General features: G+C 63.5%; 18 protein-coding genes and 4 tRNA genes. 14 read left to right on the top strand and 8 right to left on the bottom strand.

What is annotated here, in order from left to right:
• The first annotated feature begins 8 nt into the window (after positions 1 to 8).
• Together I6L33_RS01840 and mdtD are read left to right on the top strand one after the other, a co-directional pair.
• Complete coding sequence (locus tag I6L33_RS01840; RefSeq protein ID WP_010635974.1) at positions 9 to 1,136, top strand: GTP-binding protein; 1,128 nt, start codon at positions 9 to 11, stop codon at positions 1,134 to 1,136.
• Positions 1,137 to 1,197: 61 nt separating this feature from the next.
• Positions 1,198 to 2,586 carry a multidrug transporter subunit MdtD gene (gene mdtD / locus I6L33_RS01835; RefSeq protein WP_216973464.1) on the top strand — a complete coding sequence of 463 codons (1,389 nt, stop codon included), beginning with the start codon at positions 1,198 to 1,200 and terminating at the stop codon, positions 2,584 to 2,586.
• Positions 2,587 to 2,595: 9 nt separating this feature from the next.
• Here the strand turns inward: mdtD and I6L33_RS01830 are convergent, their stop codons facing one another.
• From I6L33_RS01830 to folB, 3 genes are all read right to left on the bottom strand, one after another.
• A complete protein-coding gene (locus tag I6L33_RS01830) occupies positions 2,596 to 3,078 on the bottom strand; it encodes a YbaK/EbsC family protein (RefSeq protein WP_216973463.1) in 483 nt (160 codons plus the stop codon).
• Positions 3,079 to 3,199: 121 nt separating this feature from the next.
• Positions 3,200 to 3,709 (bottom strand): 2-amino-4-hydroxy-6-hydroxymethyldihydropteridine diphosphokinase, encoded by a 510-nt coding sequence (gene folK, locus I6L33_RS01825; RefSeq protein ID WP_216973462.1) that lies wholly within the window; start codon positions 3,707 to 3,709, stop codon positions 3,200 to 3,202.
• A gap of 52 nt (positions 3,710 to 3,761) precedes the next feature.
• Entirely contained in the window at positions 3,762 to 4,133 is a 372-nt protein-coding gene (gene folB, locus I6L33_RS01820; protein ID WP_010635977.1) for a dihydroneopterin aldolase, read from the bottom strand.
• A gap of 176 nt (positions 4,134 to 4,309) precedes the next feature.
• On the opposite strand from folB, the gene plsY reads away from it, so the two are divergent.
• The 6 genes from plsY (at position 4,310) to I6L33_RS01790 (ending at position 6,985) form a co-directional block, all read left to right on the top strand.
• Positions 4,310 to 4,972 (top strand): glycerol-3-phosphate 1-O-acyltransferase PlsY, encoded by a 663-nt coding sequence (gene plsY / locus I6L33_RS01815; RefSeq protein WP_016352149.1) that lies wholly within the window; start codon positions 4,310 to 4,312, stop codon positions 4,970 to 4,972.
• 47 nt (positions 4,973 to 5,019) lie between these two features.
• Positions 5,020 to 5,095: transfer RNA gene (locus I6L33_RS01810), tRNA-Phe, on the top strand.
• Positions 5,096 to 5,147: 52 nt separating this feature from the next.
• Positions 5,148 to 5,223: transfer RNA gene (locus I6L33_RS01805), tRNA-Thr, on the top strand.
• A 3-nt stretch (positions 5,224 to 5,226) separates the two neighbouring features.
• Positions 5,227 to 5,302 (top strand) — tRNA-Phe (locus I6L33_RS01800).
• An 8-nt stretch (positions 5,303 to 5,310) separates the two neighbouring features.
• Positions 5,311 to 5,386: transfer RNA gene (locus tag I6L33_RS01795), tRNA-Asn, on the top strand.
• Between the two features lie 255 nt (positions 5,387 to 5,641).
• A complete protein-coding gene (locus I6L33_RS01790) occupies positions 5,642 to 6,985 on the top strand; it encodes a potassium channel family protein (RefSeq protein ID WP_010635979.1) in 1,344 nt (447 codons plus the stop codon).
• Between the two features lie 27 nt (positions 6,986 to 7,012).
• Here I6L33_RS01790 and I6L33_RS01785 read toward each other — a convergent pair whose 3' ends face one another.
• Positions 7,013 to 7,345, bottom strand: coding sequence for a hypothetical protein (locus I6L33_RS01785; RefSeq protein ID WP_029306089.1), 333 nt, complete (start codon positions 7,343 to 7,345; stop codon positions 7,013 to 7,015).
• Positions 7,346 to 7,726: 381 nt separating this feature from the next.
• On the opposite strand from I6L33_RS01785, the gene I6L33_RS01780 reads away from it, so the two are divergent.
• Positions 7,727 to 8,899 carry a nucleoside recognition domain-containing protein gene (locus tag I6L33_RS01780; protein ID WP_216973461.1) on the top strand — a complete coding sequence of 391 codons (1,173 nt, stop codon included), beginning with the start codon at positions 7,727 to 7,729 and terminating at the stop codon, positions 8,897 to 8,899.
• 60 nt (positions 8,900 to 8,959) lie between these two features.
• Here I6L33_RS01780 and I6L33_RS01775 read toward each other — a convergent pair whose 3' ends face one another.
• Positions 8,960 to 9,973, bottom strand: a complete 1,014-nt coding sequence (locus tag I6L33_RS01775; RefSeq protein WP_216973460.1) for a chemotaxis protein CheV — start codon at positions 9,971 to 9,973, stop codon at positions 8,960 to 8,962.
• A gap of 205 nt (positions 9,974 to 10,178) precedes the next feature.
• Between I6L33_RS01775 and I6L33_RS01770 the strand changes: the two genes are divergently transcribed.
• Positions 10,179 to 10,898: an SDR family NAD(P)-dependent oxidoreductase gene (locus tag I6L33_RS01770; RefSeq protein ID WP_216973459.1), complete on the top strand. Its 720-nt coding sequence runs from the start codon at positions 10,179 to 10,181 to the stop codon at positions 10,896 to 10,898.
• Here I6L33_RS01770 and I6L33_RS01765 read toward each other — a convergent pair.
• Both I6L33_RS01765 and I6L33_RS01760 read right to left on the bottom strand, forming a co-directional pair.
• A complete protein-coding gene (locus I6L33_RS01765) occupies positions 10,885 to 12,951 on the bottom strand; it encodes a tRNA(Met) cytidine acetyltransferase TmcA (protein WP_216973458.1) in 2,067 nt (688 codons plus the stop codon). The genes I6L33_RS01770 and I6L33_RS01765 overlap by 14 nt on opposite strands.
• Positions 12,948 to 13,259: an HlyU family transcriptional regulator gene (locus I6L33_RS01760; RefSeq protein ID WP_216973457.1), complete on the bottom strand. Its 312-nt coding sequence runs from the start codon at positions 13,257 to 13,259 to the stop codon at positions 12,948 to 12,950. Before I6L33_RS01760 ends, I6L33_RS01765 begins: the two co-directional genes overlap by 4 nt.
• Positions 13,260 to 13,396: 137 nt before the next feature.
• Between I6L33_RS01760 and I6L33_RS01755 the strand changes: the two genes are divergently transcribed.
• From I6L33_RS01755 to I6L33_RS01740, 4 genes are all read left to right on the top strand, one after another.
• Positions 13,397 to 13,603 (top strand): bacterioferritin-associated ferredoxin, encoded by a 207-nt coding sequence (locus I6L33_RS01755; RefSeq protein ID WP_017779074.1) that lies wholly within the window; start codon positions 13,397 to 13,399, stop codon positions 13,601 to 13,603.
• Positions 13,604 to 13,747: 144 nt separating this feature from the next.
• Positions 13,748 to 14,227: a bacterioferritin gene (gene bfr / locus I6L33_RS01750; RefSeq protein WP_005314068.1), complete on the top strand. Its 480-nt coding sequence runs from the start codon at positions 13,748 to 13,750 to the stop codon at positions 14,225 to 14,227.
• Between the two features lie 202 nt (positions 14,228 to 14,429).
• On the top strand, positions 14,430 to 16,535 hold the full coding sequence (locus I6L33_RS01745; RefSeq protein ID WP_216973456.1) for a DUF885 family protein: 2,106 nt from the start codon (positions 14,430 to 14,432) through the stop codon (positions 16,533 to 16,535).
• Positions 16,536 to 16,623: 88 nt separating this feature from the next.
• Complete coding sequence (locus I6L33_RS01740; RefSeq protein WP_005305534.1) at positions 16,624 to 17,082, top strand: methylglyoxal synthase; 459 nt, start codon at positions 16,624 to 16,626, stop codon at positions 17,080 to 17,082.
• 59 nt (positions 17,083 to 17,141) lie between these two features.
• Here I6L33_RS01740 and I6L33_RS01735 read toward each other — a convergent pair whose 3' ends face one another.
• Positions 17,142 to 17,729, bottom strand: a complete 588-nt coding sequence (locus I6L33_RS01735; RefSeq protein WP_005305531.1) for a superinfection exclusion B family protein — start codon at positions 17,727 to 17,729, stop codon at positions 17,142 to 17,144.
• Between the last annotated feature and the right edge of the window lie 55 nt (positions 17,730 to 17,784).

Here is a 17,784-nt window from a genome sequence, read left to right as displayed (position 1 = left end):
GATTTGACATGACCGATATGCAAGATACCCGCATCCCCGTGACCCTGCTGACCGGCTTTCTCGGCAGCGGCAAGACCACCTTGCTCAACCACTGGGTCAAGCAGCCCGAGCTTGGCGAATGCGCGGTGCTGATCAACGAGTTCGGCTCGGTGGGGCTGGATCACCACCTGGTGCAGCAGGTGGACGAGCAGGTGGTGCTGCTCGATTCCGGCTGCATTTGCTGCTCGGTGCAGGGCTCCCTGGTGGAGGCGCTGCAGGGGCTGTTTATGAAGGCCATTCAGCGCAAGATCAAACCGTTCAAGCGACTCATTATCGAGACCACAGGTCTGGCTGATCCGGCCCCCGTGCTGTTCACCCTGCGCGAAGAGGGCTTTATCGCCCAGCGTTACCGCTTCGACGGCACCGTCACAGTAGTGGATGCCGGCCATATCGAGCAGCAGCTGGCGGCTCAGTATGAAGCGGTGAAACAGGTGGCGCTGGCGGATCTGCTGGTGGTGAGCAAGGGCGATCTGGTGGATGAGGAGACGCTGGCACGGGTGGAGGCCCAGCTGGCGACCCTTAACCCGGCGGCCCCCGTCGAGCGGGTCAGCAACGGGGTGCTCTCGCCCGCCGTGCTGGAGAAGCTGGGGGCCTACAACGAGGCGGCCGGGCGCGACGTGCGCCAGCTGCTGGCCTGGCTGCGCACCGAATCCCCGAAACAGGGGCTGGCCTCGCCGATGCAGCCGAAGATGAAGCCGTTCGCCGCCAAGGTGGGCACGGCCGCGCCGACCCACTTCGAGCACGGCAATATCGAGAGTTTCTCCCTGCGCATCGGCGAGCCGCTCAAGCCCTCCCGCCTGCTGGCCGCCATCGACGCGGTGCAGGCGCAATACGGCGATGCGCTGCTGCGGCTCAAGGGCATCTTGCAGCTGGAAGGCGAGAGCCAGCCGGTGGTGATCCACGGCGTCCACGGCCAGCTCTATCCGCTGCAGGCGCTGGGAGAGTGGCCGGAGGGCAAGGCCCAGTCCCGACTGGTGTTCATCGTGAAGAGTCAGGACAAGGCGGGCATAGAGCGGTTGTTCCTGGATACCCTCAAGGCGCCCGAGCCCAGCCTGGAAGAGCAGCTCAGAGCCATGCTCGGCCAGCCTGATGCCTGATGTAATGAGATGACCCGCGCTTGTGCGGGTCTTTTTTTGTCTGAAGAGGAGGTGGCTGCAGATGCCCGATAGCACACACATGGTGACCCCTGCCCAGCGCAAATGGCTGCCGCCGCTCACGGCGGTCGGTTTCTTCATGCAGACGCTGGATGGCACCATCCTCAACACCGCCCTGCCCAGCATGGCCGAGACCCTGGGTGAGAGCCCGCTGCAGATGCAGTCGGTGATCATCGCCTACATGCTGACGGTGGCGCTGCTCATTCCCGCTTCCGGCTGGCTGGCGGACCGATTCGGTACCCGCCGCATCTATCTGGCCGCCATCCTGTTGTTTACCCTGGGCTCTCTGGCTTGCGCCGCCGCCAACTCCCTGCCGGTGCTGGTGGCCGCCCGGGTGCTGCAGGGGATCGGTGGCGCCCTGCTGATGCCGGTCGGCAGGCTGGCGGTACTGCGGGTCTACAGCAAGCACGAGCTGCTGCGGGTGATGTCGTTCGTCACCATCCCTGGCCTGGTGGGGCCGCTGATCGGCCCGGCACTGGGGGGCTGGCTGGTGGAAGTGGCGAGCTGGCACTGGGTGTTTCTCATCAACTTGCCGGTGGGGTTGCTCGGCTTCATCGCCAGCTGGTACTTCATGCCGGACTTGCGCCAGAGCACGGCCAAGTTCGACTGGCAGGGATTCGTGATGTTCAGCGCCGGCATGGTGCTGGTGTCGGTGGGCCTGCAGGGGCTGGGGGAGCACAGCATCTCCACCGGCTGGGCGCTGTTTGCCCTGCTGTTCGGGCTGGCCGCCATGGCGAGCTACTGGCTCTATGCCGCCAATGCCGAGGAGCCGCTGTTCGGGTTGGGGCTGTTCAAGACCAGTACCTTCGCCATCGGCATCTGGGGCAACCTGTTTGCCCGCCTCGGCAGCGGCGCCATGCCGTTTCTCACCCCGCTGTTTCTGCAACTGGGGCTCGGCTTCTCGCCGAGCAAGGCGGGGATGACCATGATCCCCACCGTGCTGGGGGCCATGCTGACCAAGACGCTGGTGAACAAGCTCATTCCGCGCATCGGCTATCGCCGCATCCTGATCGGCAACACCCTGGCGCTCGGGGTGATGATCGCCAGCTTCTCCCTCATCGACAACCAGCTCCCCTACGGGGTGCTACTGGGCTGGCTGATGGTGTTCGGCGCCATCAACTCGCTGCAGTTCTCCGCCATGAACACCCTGACCCTGCAGGATCTCAGCCCGGAGTTCGCCAGCAGCGGCAACGGCCTGCTGTCGGTGGTGATGCAGCTCTCCATGAGCCTGGGGGTGGCCATCGCCGCCAGTCTGCTGGGGCTCTTCTCTGCCGGCTCGGCGGCGGCGGATGGCCAGTGGCTGGGAGGCTTTCACCTCACCTACCTCTGCATCGGCCTGATGTCGATGCTGGCGGCGCTGATCTTCGCCCAGCTGGCGGGGGACAAGCGCTGAGCCGCGGGCTCAGGGGGCCGGCAGGTAGCTCACCTGGCAGGGTAGCTGGGTCAGCAGCCCTGCCAGGTGGGCGGTTTCCAGCAGGAAGGTCTGCTCGGGGTGGCCCGGCGTCCAGGTAAAGGCGTGGTGGGTCATGAGCACGGGATCCACCAGCAGCGGGATGTCGGCGCGGGGCAGGAAGGGGCAGACCGCGCCCGGCAGGCAGCCGATTTCGGCCTGCATCTCGTCGGCGGTGCAGATGGAGGGCTTGGCGCCGAGCGCCGCCTTGACCGCCTTGTTGTCGAGCCGGCCGTCCCTGTGGGTCAGCAGCAGCGCAAAGCGGCCATCCTTGAACTTGAGAAACAGGGTCTTGCTGAACTCGGCCTGCCAGCCGAGGCGGGCTCTCACCTTTTCATCGGTGGCGTAGTCGAGGATGGGCTCGTGCTCGAAACGCTGATGGGTCAGTTCGGCCAGCAGCCGGCAGTTGAAGTCGTGAATGGTATCGAGTGGCATGGGGTTCTCCTGTGATGGCGGCCATCCTGCCACTTGCCGCGGCGCAGGCCCAATCACGGTTTCTTATCCGTTATCAGCTCTGTCCATCAACGACAAGGGCACCCGTGGGTGCCCTTGTCGTTCAGTGGTGCTGCAATGCGCCCGCTTCCCAGTGAAAGGGGATGGGGCAGAGCCGTTGGGAGGCCTTGTCGTAGCACGCCCACAGCTCGCCGATGGTGCGGCCATCGACGGGGTGGCAGAACTTGGGCGCCAGCTCTGCCAGTGGCCAGAGCACGAAGGCGTTGGTGAGGATCTCGCCGCGCGGCAGCACCAGCGGCGTCTCGCAGACCAGCTCGCCGTAGAGCAGCAGATCGAGATCCAGGGTGCGCGGGGCGAACTTCTTGGCGTCCGGCTCGCGGCCGTGGGCGAACTCCATGGCGCGCAGTCGCTGGCACAGGGTCGCCAGCGGCAGCTCGGTGTCGGCTCCCACCACCAGGTTGTAGAAGGGGCGGCCGTTGAAGCCTACCGCCTCGCTCTCGAACACCCGGGAGACCTGCAGCTTGCCAAACTCGGCCTGCAGCGCATCGAGGCCGGCGCGGATATGGCGTTCCCGCTCGATGTTGGATCCCAGGCTGATGTAGATACAGGTCATGCAGCGCTCCCTGTTATCTGGTTCGAGCCCAGGCTGATATAGATGCGGGTCATCAGTTGGCGCTCGCGGCCGGGGTGCGGTGACGCAGGATCTCGACGCCGACACCGGCGGCATTGGGGACGGCACCCGGCTTGGTCAGGGTGACCTTGACCCACTGCACCCGTTCGTCGGCCAGCACCAGCATGGCGACCTGTTCGGCCATGGTTTCGACCAGCTCCACCACCTTGCTGGCGACGTGATCACAGATCTTGCGAGAGAGGGTGGCGTAATCCAGTGCCAGATTGATATCGTCGGTTGCGGCGGCGGGGCGGTTGTCGAACCCCATCTCGAGGTCGAAACAGAGCTTCTGGCGAATGCCTTTCTCCCACTCGTATACACCGATAGTGGTCAAAACCTCGAGTCCGCGAATAAACACCTTGTCCATGACAGTACTTCTTCTTTACTCTTGATGGGCTGTGATGACAGCGCAGGGATGCAGGCCTGGCCAGCGGATGAGTGCCGGCGGCCGGTTTGGGCGACACGCGGTGGGCAACCCCACGCAGGCGCCAGAGAATGTGGCCCGCATCATACCCCATTCATATCGTGGTAAAAACGACCAAGATGACGGCCCTGACGATTTTGATGATTATTCTGGCCTACCTGGGCGGCTCGCTGTCCAGTGCTGTGCTGGTTTCCCGCATCACGGGTCTGCCGGATCCCCGTGATCACGGCTCCCACAACCCGGGGGCCACCAATGTGCTGCGCCTCGGCGGTCGGCTGGCGGCCGTGGTGGTGCTGCTGCTCGATGTGCTCAAGGGCACGGCTCCCGTCTACCTCGCCTGGTATCTGCAGATCAAACCCGTCTACCTCGGCTTTATCGGGGTGGCCGCCTGTCTCGGCCACATGTACCCCATCTTCTTCCACTTTCGTGGCGGCAAGGGGGTAGCCACGGCGCTCGGCACCATGATGCCCATCGGCTTCACCATGGGGGGCGCGGTGATCGGCACCTGGCTGCTGGTGCTGCTGGTGAGCGGCTATTCGTCGCTGGCCTCCATCATTACCGTGTTGCTGACCCCGCTCTTTACCTACCTGCTCAAGCCGGAATACACGCTGCCGGTGTCGCTGCTCTCCTGCCTCATTCTGATCCGCCATCACGAGAACATCGCCCGCCTGCTGAAAGGGGAGGAGCCCAGAGTCTGGGGCCGCCAGAACCGCGCCGAGCAGGAAGAAGTGCTGGAAATGGATGATCCTGAGCAAAAAAGAGACGAACGAGACAAAAAGTGAAATTTCCCGTTGACCACCTGCCTTAAAATCCGTTTAATAGCGCCCACGCCCAGATAGCTCAGTCGGTAGAGCAGGGGATTGAAAATCCCCGTGTCGGCGGTTCGATTCCGTCTCTGGGCACCAAATTTTGGTGTCGTGAAAGAAAAACTTGTTCATGCACAATGGTTTAAAGTGTGCCGGCTTAGCTCAGTAGGTAGAGCAACTGACTTGTAATCAGTAGGTCACCAGTTCGATTCCGGTAGCCGGCACCATTTGCCCAGATAGCTCAGTCGGTAGAGCAGGGGATTGAAAATCCCCGTGTCGGCGGTTCGATTCCGTCTCTGGGCACCACTTATAATTCCTCCTTAGCTCAGTCGGTAGAGCGACGGACTGTTAATCCGCAGGTCGCTGGTTCGAGCCCAGCAGGAGGAGCCAATTCAAAAGCCCAGCAGCAATGCTGGGCTTTTTCTTTGCCCGTTTTCCGGCCTCCGGTGCCCCATTGAGCAAGATCTCGCCAGCTTGGCGGCAAGTTGTCGCAGTGCCCCTGCCGTACCGCTCCCGCCAGTGACTTCCCCCGCCCGCCTAGTATGATGGCGTGATGAGTCCCTATTCTGCCCATCTTGCCCTGGCGGCCTCTGTCGCATCGGTGGGCGCAGGAGAACGGGACCGCTTTCTTGAGTGAGGTCATGCATGAATGCAACAGAGCTTTGGCAGCTTTCCCCCGAACAGTTCAACGAGTGGCGCCGGGCCAACGACTACCCCCTGATCTGGGATCTGCTGGTGGCGTCGCTGCCCCATTTCGACGACTGGATGACGGAGCAGAAGATCGACAAGCAGGTGATCTTCCAGATCGGCATCGCCCGCTTCATCAGCTCCCGCTGCGTGCTGAGCCTGTGCCTCTACATGAGCGACGACAAGATCAGACTCTATGAGACAGCCTCGAGCGCGCTGGAGTCCCTGCGCAAGAGCGGGCTGATCCGCGCCGAGACGCGCTTTGAACCCTATTGCATGTGGCTGGCCGGCAAACACGGCAAGGACGAGGTGAAGCGGGTACAGAGCCTGCTCTCGGTCTCCGAGAACAACAAGGGGGAGGCCCAGGTGCTGGGCAGGCACCGCCTGCTCAACATCGGCGGTGTCGAGCTCAAAAGCCCCATCATCTCCGGCCGGCTGCTCGACTTCACCTGCCTGGACGAGCTCTCGCTGGATGGCGCCGTCAACAACTCCAAGGTCTATCTGTGGCACTGCTCGGCCAAGGGGGTGAGGGTCAACGGCGGGGTGATCGGGCTCGATCTGTTCGACTCCCTGCTGTGGGACCACAGGGCCTGGGCCAAGAAGCGGGAGCTGGCGCTGGAGGACGGGGTGTTTCAGGACTTCACCATAGAGTGCGAGGAGATCCGCTTTCACTCCTCCCGGGCGGTGCTGAAAAACTTCAACGTGCGGGCCAAGAACTTCGACGCCACCATGGAGCACACCAACCTGGACAAGGTGCAGGTGGCCTACAACGAGAATGGCCGGGTCGATCACAGTGAGGCCAGCAAGCTCTATCGCAACGCCAAGCGGCTCTTCTCCAGCGTGGGCGACACCGTCGATGCCGGCGAGTGCTACTACAAGGAGAAGCTGCACGAGATGAAGTCGCTGGCGAGCCCCAGGGAGCTGTTCAAGGAGTGCTGGCTGCGCAGTGGCTGGCTCAAGAAAGGCTGGCTCACCCTGCTGTGCTACCTGAAATGCGCCGCCAAGTTCATCAGCTTCATCACCTGGGGCTTCGGCGAGCGGCCGATCCGCAGCCTGCTGCTGTCGATGGGGGTGATCCTGCTGGCGACCCTGACCTATTATCTGGCGCCGGGATCGGTCACCCATGACCATCTTGGGCGCTCGCTCTATTTCAGCATCGTCACTTTCGTGACCCTGGGCTATGGCGACATCTCCCAGACCTCCTCCCCGCTCCAGCTGCTGTCGGCCATCGAGGCCTTCTGCGGCATGTTCCTGACCGGGCTGTTCCTGGCGGGGTTTGCCTCCAAGACCAAGCAGTATTGACGGCGCACCGGTCACTGGTCGAGCAGGTCAGCCGGCTGGCGTGATCTCCTGCATCTTGAGCCAGAAGGCCTCCTGGCAGGGGTTGTGGAACAGCTTGCGCACAGGGGTGATGGGAATGGGGCTGGCGACCACCCGGTAGCTGATCCAGCACTCCGGGCAGACTTGTGGGGAGGGATCTTCATCCAGCTCCAGCTGGTGGCAGATGACCACGCCGTTGGCGAACCAGTAATGGGTCTGCCGGTGGTGGGTCAGGGTGCCGCTCTCGTCCTGCTCGCTGTGTTGTTCGCTCTGCTGGCGGACGAGTATCGCCGGTCCTGCCTGGCGATGGATGGCCCTGATATAGGTCACGAGGTCGTTCATGGTGCTGCCGGATGGTGAATGACGGAGTCGATTGCCGATGGGGAAGCTTACCCGCGCAGGCGGTGGGCGGCAATCCGCTCCGGTTGTCCCCTTGTTTCGCCGACCGGCCCCAGTTGCTATACTGCCGCCCCGTTTCGTCGCCGGGCTGGCCGTGGTGCCGGTGCGCTGACGCGAGACAGGCAGACTGGACAGGATCGTCCGGCCACCCGTTTTCTCCTCCCCGGTTCAGTCGCCAGCGTGGTGGGCAGTCAGTCCGCATGGCACAGCTCGAGCCTGGCAGAAGAATCAATGCAAGGAGCCCTTGTCGCAAGACAAGGGCTCCTGCTTTATGGGTGCCATAACAACAATACTCACCACACAGCGACAGATTTTAGGATTGGTATGGAAAATCAAGCAGTTAAAGATTCTCACCAGGGGGCGGCCTCCCTTCGCCGCTGGCTGGAGCCGGTATTGGTGCTGGCCATCCTCGGCAGCCTGTTTGGCTACCTCGGCAGCCAGATGGGCCTCTCCGCTCTGGTCAACACCCTGTTCAACACCGCTCACCAGCTGTTGCTCAATACCGTGCTCTTCATCATGGGCATTACCGTGCTGTCGGGGGCGCTCAGCCAGCTGCTCAGCGAGTTCGGGGTGATCCGCCTGCTGGAAGTGCTGCTGGCACCGCTGATGAAGCCGGTGTTCCGGCTGCCGGGCCGCACCGCACTGGCGGCCCTGATGACCTTCTTCTCCGACAACCCGGCGGTGATCAGCCTCGCCAGGGACAGCCGCTTTCGCAAGGGTTTCACCCCCTGGCAGCTGGTCTCGCTCACCAACTTCGGTACCGCCTTCGGCATGGGGCTGATCGTGGTGACCTTCATGGCCACCCTGCAGCTGCCGGGGGGCGAGTCTACCGCCAGTGCCGCGCTGATCGGCCTGCTCGGCGCCCTCATCGGTTCCGTGGTATCGACCCGTCTGATGCAGCGGATGATCCGCCCGCTGGTGGGGGAGACCCCGATTTCCGACGAGGTGGCGAGCGTGGGGGCCAAGCCCGGCCTGCGCCGGGAGGCCGCACCCACCTGGCTGCGGGTGCTCAACGCCCTGCTGGACGGCGGCAAATCCGGGGTGGAACTGGGGATGGCGGTGATCCCTGGGGTGCTCATCATCAGCACCTTCGTGATGCTGCTGACCTTCGGCCCTAGTGAGAAGGGGTATACCGGCGAAGCCTTCCAGGGGGTGGCGCTGCTGCCGGTGCTGGCGGCCAAGGTGGGCTGGCTGTTCGAGCTGCTGTTCGGCTTCACCCACGCCGAGCTGGTGGCCTTCCCGGTCACCTCGCTGGGGGCGGTCGGGGCCGCCATGTCGCTGGTGCCTCCCTTCATCGGCAAGGGCTGGATCACCGGCAACGAGGTGGCGGTGTTCACCGCCATGGGTATGTGCTGGAGCGGCTTCTTGAGCACCCACACCGCCATGCTGGATGCGCTCGGCTATCGTCATCTCACCTCCCGCGCCATCGTGGCCCACACCGTCGGTGGCCTGTGTGCCGGGGTGGCGGCTCACCAGCTCTACCTCTGGCTGGGCTGATCCATCAAGCAGCAAAAGGGCGCCGAGGCGCCCTTTTGCTTGCGTGGCCGACTGGCGGCCTCACAGGTTGCCAGGTTTGGGGATGGGGATGCCGAGCAGGAAGTTGTCCATCATGCCGACCATGCGGCCCAGCTCCGGTTTGGTGATGGTGTCGTTGGCCCCCAGCTGCAGCGCCTTTTGGCGGTTGTCATCGCTCATCAGCGACGAGAACATGACGATGGGAATGGTCTTGAAGGTGGGGGTATCGCGCAGTCGCTTGAGCAGGTGCATGCCGTCCATGCGGGGCATCTCCACGTCGGTGATGATGCCGCTGACGAACTCGGCCACCGGGATCTTCTCCTCCTGCGACAGACGATCGAACTCCATCAGCATCTCCAGCCCGTCGCCCCCGTCCTTGGCGGTCACCACGTTGTAGCCCGCGGTGCGCAGGGTGGTCTCGATCATCTTGCGGATGAAGGCGGAGTCGTCCACCACCAGGATGGTTTTGGCCTGGCGCATGGCCATCATGCGATCGTCGATGATGACCTTGCGATCCTGGGTCACATCGTACTTCTCCATGCTGAGCTCTGGGTTGATGTCGGCGATGATCTTCTCGAAGTCGAGGATCATGATGAGGTTGCCGTCGCGCCTGACCACCGCCACCACGCAGTCATTCTCACCTGCCTCCAGGAACTGGCTGGGGGACTCCACATCCTCCCAGGAGACCCGGTGGATCCTGCTGACACTGTCGATGAGGAAGCCGTTCGCCATCTTGTTGAAATCGGTGACGATGACCACCTTGTTGCTGTTGTCCGGGTTGGTTTTGATGCCAAGCCAGCCGGCCAGATCCACCAGCGGGATCAGCCGCTCGCGCAGGGAGAAGACCCCCACCATGTGACGCTGGGCGTTGGGGTAGTCGGTGGTCTCCGGCACCCGGATCACCTCGCGCACCTTGGCGACGTTGATGCCGTAGTAGGCTATTTTCTCGCGGCCATCGGGCAGCTGCTTCTTGAGGTGGAATTCGATGATCTCGAGCTCGTTGGTGCCGCTCTCGGTCAGAATGGATTTACGCTCTTCCCCGTCTTTGGCCATCATGGTCACTCTCGTGCTTCTGGTTGCGCTGGCAGCAGCCGCTGCGGTTTTCCCTCAGTATAGGAATGGATCCGCCGCTGACGACGGGATCCACACAAGATCGCCTCCATAACCGCTTGATCCCGCAGGCTGGAAGGCGCGTATCAGCCTATCAGGAAAAGCGCGGGGCGATGGAGAAGGCCATCACACTCGCCGCAAGGGGGGAGTCATGGAAGAGAGTGTCGTGGTGATCGGTGCCGGTGGTGGGCTGGGGAGCGCCCTGGTGGCGCACTGGCTGGCGGCGGGTGCCGCGCCCGTCATCGCCATCAGTCGCCAGCCGCAACCGGCGGGGCTCAATAGCGCCAGGCTGCACTGGCTGCGCTGCGATTACAGTGATGAACAGCTGGCAGATGCGGTGGCCCGCATCGGCGAGCTGGCGCCGAGGCCGCGCTGGCTGGTGATCTGCAACGGCCTGCTGCAGCAGGGAAGTATCCGGCCGGAGAAGCGGCTCGAGGCGCTCAACCTCGAGGCCATGACCCAGCTCTACCAGACCAACGCTCTGCTGCCGCTGCGCTGGATCAGCCGGCTGCTGCCCCTGCTGGGGTCGAGCCCCTGTACCCTGGCGGTGCTCAGTGCCCGGGTCGGCAGCATCGGCGACAACCGCACCGGGGGCTGGTATGGCTATCGCGCCGCCAAGGCAGCCCTCAACATGCTGCTCAAGTGCGCCGCCATCGAGCTCGCCAGACGGGCGCCCGGCGTCAAGCTGCTGGCGTTTCATCCGGGCACGGTGGACACCCCACTCTCGCGGCCGTTTCACGGCAACCTGGCCGCAGGCAGCCTGCACAGCCCGCAGCAGGCTGCCGCGGATCTGGTGACGCTGATGGCGCGGCTGACGCCGGATGGCGAGCTGAGCTACCTCGACTGGCGAGGCGAGCCTATCGAGTGGTAGCGGGCGGCAACAGCCGGGCCAGCAGGCCGCGCAGTGCCTTGATGACCGCCGGCTTGCCTGCCAGTTGCAGCCTGGCCGCCAGTGTTCCCCAGTCGGCATATTGCCAGATGGTGGTGATCAGCAGTTGCCGCTCGGCGGGGTCAAGCTGTGCCAGTTGTGTCAGGTTGCCCGCCAGCCAGCGTTGCAGGCTGGGCTGGCACAGCTCGAACGGCTTGTGGTGGTGGGCAAAGCAGGCCAGTTCATCCTGATCAAAGGTATCGAGCCCGCTCGAGCTGGCCTCCGGATCCTGCAAACACTGCCACACCAGCTCGGGTTCAAGGGTTTTCAGCTCGCCCGCCAGCAGGGTCGGCAGCTGACATATGAAGCGTTGGTGCCAGTCGGCCAGCTCGGCGGCGCGGGCCGGTTGCAGCGCTTTGAGCAGCAGGGCGGCGTGGCTGCCGCTGGCGGCATCCCGCTGCAGGCCGATGCGCAGCACCCTGAGCCCGGCCTTGCGCCAGAAGGGCAACAAGTCGGCGCTGGCCGAGAAGGCCGAGCCCAGATAGTCGAGCCCTGCCGCCTGATAATGCTGTTCGAGGTGGGCCAGCAGGAGCGACCCCAGCCCGTGGCGATGGAGAGTCGGATGGATGGCGATGCGCATCACCCGGGCGTAGCTGCGCGCACCTGCGGTCTTGAAGCCGGCGTGCGCCAGCAGCGACTGGGGCAGCAGATGACCGCGCGGACGCCGGCGGCCGGCCCAGATCGCCTCGGCCAGCTCAGGATCTATCTCTCCTTCCCGGGCCACCAACGCCACCCCGAGCAGATGCGGACCCTGCTCCAGCAGGTGGATGTCGAGGGCGGGGCTCTCCAGCAGGTAGCGCAGGTCGCTCGGCGTGGTCTGGTAGTGGGCCAGCACCAGCAGGCCGAACACCCGATGGAGCAGCCCTTCGTCGGCAGCCAGTGCATCCTGCTCGAGCCGGCGCCAGCCAGGCTGGGTGGGGGCTGGCGGTGTCTCGACCTCGGCGTTGAGGCCGAGCAGTCGGAACACCAGCGGCTCCAGCGGATCCCGGCTGCTCCAGCGGATCGGCTCGGCCAGGTGGATCTCCTGCCAGCCGGGTGTCTCGCGATCCAGCACCCGCTTGAAGCGCAGGTGAAAACCGCGACCCGTGCCCTCGTAGCCGTGCTCTGTGGTGGCGAAGACGATGCGACCGTGCCGGGCCAGCATGGCCTCCAGCAGCGGGGTAGGAATGGCGGCGGCTTCGTCTACCAGCAGCAGGTCGGGTTGCAGCGGTTCGTGTACCAGCCGATCCGGCGAGCAGTAGCTGAGCCCAGTCAGCAGTTGCGGCGCGTCTTCAAGGGCATGGGCCGCGTGGGCAAACAGGGTGGCGACCGTGGCCTGGGAGGGTGCCGTCACCAGGATCTGCAGATCGGGTTGTTGGCGCAGCAGCTCGGCGGCGGCCAGCCCCAGCAGGCTGCTCTTGCCGCGGCCTCGATCCGCACTCAACACCAGCGGGCGGCGGCGGTGACCGTGCAACACCTTGTGGATGGCGGGCAGGGCGCGCGCCTGATCGCAGCTCAATGGCTGCACTGGTCCAACCGGCTGCCACGGGGTCGGCGTGGCTGGGGGCGCCAGATCGAGGGCGGGATCACCCGCCAGCAGTCGCACCAGCCGGGCGAGAAAGCCGTGGCCCGCCAGCGCTGTATCTTCCGGTTGTGCCACCAGCCGAACCCGGTCCGGATCCGGCCAGGCAGGCCATTGGGCTCGCGGCGGGGTCAGCAGCAGCAGCAGGCCGCCCGCCCGCAAGGTGCCCGCCAGCGCCCCGAACGCATCGGGGTGAAAACCGCTGAACGCATTGAATACAAGCGTGTCGCACTCCTGACCGAGTCGCTGCAGCGCCTTGGCCGCCGGTTGCGGGTGGTGCTCGGCCGGGCCATCTCCCAGCCAGTAGCTGATGCCGCTTAGCAGAGTCTCGGCCCGGGCGATGCAATCGGCCTCATCACCTTCCAGCCAGATCAGCCGCCGTTCGCCGGCGCGGGCCAGTGCCTGGCGCAGCTCGTCGAGCGCAACTGGCATCATGAAGCAGCGCTGTCGGCCGGTTTGCGGGGCTCGAACATGCGATCCCCCATCTGGTCGATAAAGGTGCGCGCCTTCTGCACCATGAAGCGCTCCGCATCGGCGGGGTTGGCAAACAGATCGGATCGGATGAAGCGGTGGGTCTGCAGCACACCGTCCAGCTCCTTGGTGATGCGGCCAGCCAGCCGATACTGACCCCCTTCGGCCATGGGCTCGGGATAGATGAGGTAGCCGGCGTACTCGGTGGGGGTGACTTCGGCGACCGGAGCGGGCTGGCCGCCAAACAGGGCAGTGAACAGTTTCTTGAGCATGATGTTTCCCTCAGTGACAGAGCATTGTCACCAAGGGGTTGATGGCTGGCAAGCGGGGGATCTTATTACCAATCGTTATTTGCACTACGAACTATTCTCATTTAGATTTCATGGCAATCCAGCATGAGGTAAACACTATGTACGTCTGTTTGTGCCGCGGCATCACAGATTCCCAGATCCGCAAGGCGGTACAGGCAGGCAAGACCGAGTTTCGCCAGCTCAAGCAGTCGCTCGACGTCGGCGCCCAGTGCGGCAAATGCGTGCGCATGACCATGGAGATCATCGCCGCCGAACTCGACAAGGCCGAGCTGGAACAGGTGCCGCTCTACTACGAGGTGGCCTGAACAAGGTCGCAATGTCGGTAAAAACCGACCTGTTTTTTAAATTCCTTCCCGCTGGCGAGCAAGTTCGCCGGACCTCTTGTTGTCATCTTTCTGGACTAAGCTCTAAGGATCTAAGCCTCAGGCACGAACCAAGGAGCACTGTCGATGAAAGGAGATCCCAAGATCATCGCCCACCTCAACAAGGTGCTGGCCAATGAGCTGATAGCCATCAACCAATATTTTCTGCATGCCCGCATCTATGATGACTGGGGCCTCAAGGCGCTCGGGCACAAGGAGTATCACGAATCCATCGATGAGATGAAACACGCCGACGAGCTGGTCAAGCGGGTGCTGTTTCTGGAAGGGCTGCCCAACTTGCAGGATCTGGGCAAGTTGCGCATCGGCGAGACGGTGGAGGAGATGCTGCGCTGCGACCTGTCGCTGGAGATGGATGCCATCCCGGATCTGAAGGTGGCCATCGCCTATGCCGAGTCGGTACAGGACTACATCAGCCGCGACCTGTTTCAGGATATCCTGGAGGATGAAGAGGAGCACGTGGACTGGCTGGAGACCCAGCTCGATCTCATCGATCGCATCGGGCTGGAGAACTATCAGCAGTCCCAGCTGCATCACGGCTCGTCCTGAATAGTTATAGCATGAAAAAACGATTAAAAAACCCGCTCAGGCGGGTTTTTTAATGTCCGTCTGCATAGCTTTTCATTGGTCTTATCATCATGAAAAGTAAGCTTATTTTTGTTAGTCATGTCGCAAAAAAGCGAGCAAGAGAGGTGCACTATTGGAACCCCTTTTCGGGGGCAAACAATAACAACGGTTAAAGGACTACACCATGCACTTCTTGCCCAACAAACTGGCGCTGGCTTGTGCCATCGCACTCTCGCTCGCTGCCTGCAATGACAACAGCTCCAACGCTCCGGCGGATCCCGCCGCCACCAAGACTTCCCTGATGCAGACCATGGACGAGGCCCTGCGCGAGAGCCAGGCGCTCGACCCCTACGGTTTTGCCATCGATGCCGCCAGCATCGCCAAGCGCAAGGCCCTCGACAGCGCCCTGCTCAAGCGGCTGGATGCCCTGGACGCGAGCGTGCTGAGCGAACGTGATAGGTTGTTCTACGACATGATCCGCTGGGATCTGCAGATCAACCTGACCGGTTACGATCTGCCCCAGTCCCAGATCCCGATCCACCACTTCAGCAACCGGGTGGTGGATCTGGTCGATGAGGTGGGGGCCGCCCCGGCCAGCGGCAAAGCTGCCCGCACCGTCGAGCCCGGCTTCGACTACTTCGAGCAGAGTTCGGCCGATCGGGTCGCGCCGGGGGATGCCACCTGGCGGCGCGACATCGATCGCCCGGCAGCGGCACCGGTTGTGGCCAGCAAGGCGAGGGCCGCAACCGCACCACTGGCCTGGTATCAGGAGCACCTCAGCTGGCTTAAGGCCTATGACGGCTACCTTGCCGAGGTGAAGCACCAGTTCGAACTGGGCAGCGCCCAGGGCAACACCCTGCCGGACGAGCTGGTGGACCGGCTGCTGGCCCAGCTCGACAGCAAGCTGGATGGGGAGGTGATCGCCGGTTCCTACCTCGGCTGGCAGCAGCTGCCGGGAGAGGCGGACGAGGCGCTGCGCAGCGAGTACAAGGGGGTGCTGGACAGCATCAACGGCCACTATCTGGCGCTGCGCGACTACCTGGATTACCAGCACGGCGGCGCCTATGCGGTGCGTCTTGGCAGCGGCGAGTGCGACGACGGCTTCTGCGGCATGACCAACGGACGCGACTGGTATCGCTGGCTGCTGAAGAAGCACACCACCACCGACATGACGCCGGAGCAGGTGCATGAGCTGGGGCTGAGCGAGGTGGCGCGGATCTTCGGCGGCATGGTCAAGGTGTGCCATACCGTCGGCAAGTGCGACAGCGACGACGTGGCCCAGAGCAAGCAGAGCGGCCAGATCTACGCCTTCTTCCGCTATCTGAACGAACCGGCCTTCTTCTATCAGAACCCGCTGGCGGTCTGGTCGGCCGGCCTCAACCCCGGCAACGCCGCCGGTGCGACCCTGAGCGGGCCGCAGCAGCAGGCGCTGGCCGAGCACGAGCGGGCGCTACAGGAGTACAACGCCTTCAAGAGCAAGGCCGCGCTGGTGCTGCCGGACTTCTTCGATGCCGAGCGCACCATTCCCAAGCTGGATTACGAGGTGGTGCCCGTCTCCTACAAGGACGCGCCATACGGCGGGGTGGCCTGGTATCAGGACGGCAACCCGCAGACGGGCCGCAAGGGGCGCTTCTTCCTCAACACCTACTACCCCTATGGTCTGCAGAGCTGGAACATCAGCACCCTGCTGGCCCACGAGGCGGCGCCGGGTCACCACTTCCAGATCACCATCGCCCAGGAGCTGGCCGCCAAGGATCCCGACTTCCCGCAGTACGTGGCGAACGCCTCCTACACCGCCTATGCGGAGGGCTGGGCACTCTACACCGAATACCTGGCGGATCACGACATGGGGCTCTATCAGGGGCGCGGTCTCTACGATCCGGCGGTGGGAGACGTGAAGGTCGAGGGCTCGTCCGCCTTCAACAACCAGCTGCAGTACTTCGGTCGCCTCAACGAGGAGATGCTGAGGGCCATGCGGCTGGTGGTGGATACCGGCATCCACTGGTATGGCTGGAACCACGACCAGGCCGCCAGCTACATGAAGGAGAACTCGGCGCTGGGGGCGGGTGACATCAGCTCCGAGGTGCCGCGCTACATGGCCTACACCGGCCAGGCGACCTCCTACAAGGCGGGCCAGCTGGCGCTGATCAGGATGCGGGAGTCGGCCGAGCAGGCGCTGGGTGCAGGCTTTGACCTCAAGGCGTTCCACCACCATGTGCTGGAGTACGGCATGCTGCCCATCTCGGTGCTGGAGCAGAAGAACAAGCAGTGGATTGAACAGTCGAAGTGATCACAGTTACGGCGCCCGGCAAGGCAACGGGCGCCGCTTTCGATTAGGATACGGCTCTATTCAAACAACACTGCTACGGATGATGTCCATGGAACAGATCGCCCGTGAGATGGCGCCCCACAAGCGAGTGGCGCTGGTGGCTCACGACAACATGAAGACCCCTCTGCTGAACTGGGTGATGCGGCGCAAGGAGGAGCTCAAGCTCCACCACCTCTACGCCACCGGCACCACAGGCACCATGCTCGGCAAGCAGGCACAGCTGCCCATCACCTGTCTCTTCTCCGGCCCCATGGGGGGCGACCAGCAGCTTGGCGCCCTGATAGCCGAGGGCAAGATCGACGTGCTGATCTTCTTCTGGGATCCCCTCAATGCGGTGCCCCACGATCCGGACGTGAAGGCCTTGCTGCGCCTCGCGGCAGTCTGGAACATCCCGGTCGCCACCAACGAGGCGACTGCCGATTTCATCATGGACAGCCCCCACATGCGCCAGGCGTTCAGCGTGCAGATCCCTGACTATGCCGGGTATCTCAAGGCCAGAACCCAGTAACGGGCAGAAACGACAGAGCCGGCCACAGGGCCGGCTCTTTTTATTGGCGGGAACGACGATCAGCGCTGGAAGCTTTTCTGCGCGAACTTGGGTCTGGCGTTCATGATCTGCTCCACCTGCTCGTCACTCATCTTGCCGCGCGACAGCCCCAGCACCTTGTAGGTGAGCAGCGGGCGGGCGGGCAGGGCGATCATCAGGGCGCGGATCTGGTTCTCGTCCTCTTTCTCCCGGGCCGGCTTGCCATAGGCGTAGGTGAGCACACCGGCATCCATCAGGTTTTTGACGGCGGGCTCGGTGATCGGCAAGTTTATGACGCTTTTGCGTTGCAGCACGAACTCGCGCAGCACCGCCTTCTCGTTGAAGTCGAGGAAGGAGATCATCTGGGCCAGCTGATCCTGCTGACGGCGCGACTGCCATTCGTCACAGGCCCACTCCCAGGCGATCAGGAAGCCCTGACTGCAGAAGTAGGAGATGGCGATCAGCATGCCGACCCCGAGCCAGGCGGCGTGTGTGGCGGCCCACTGGCTGACGGCCCCCTGCATCAAACCGGCCGGAAACAGCAGAATGATGCTGCAGCAGAGCAGCAGCCAGACCATCAGCCAGTTGAGGCGGTTCAGTTGATAGAAATGTTGGATCCACCGTTTCATCGTTCACCCTTCCCAAATCAGTGTGGACAGTAGTCATCTCATAGCAAACGGTGTG

It is taken from the genome of Aeromonas sp. FDAARGOS 1403, assembly GCF_019047325.1.
Classification (GTDB): domain Bacteria; phylum Pseudomonadota; class Gammaproteobacteria; order Enterobacterales; family Aeromonadaceae; genus Aeromonas; species Aeromonas dhakensis.
This window is presented reverse-complemented; position numbering and strand designations above follow the sequence as displayed.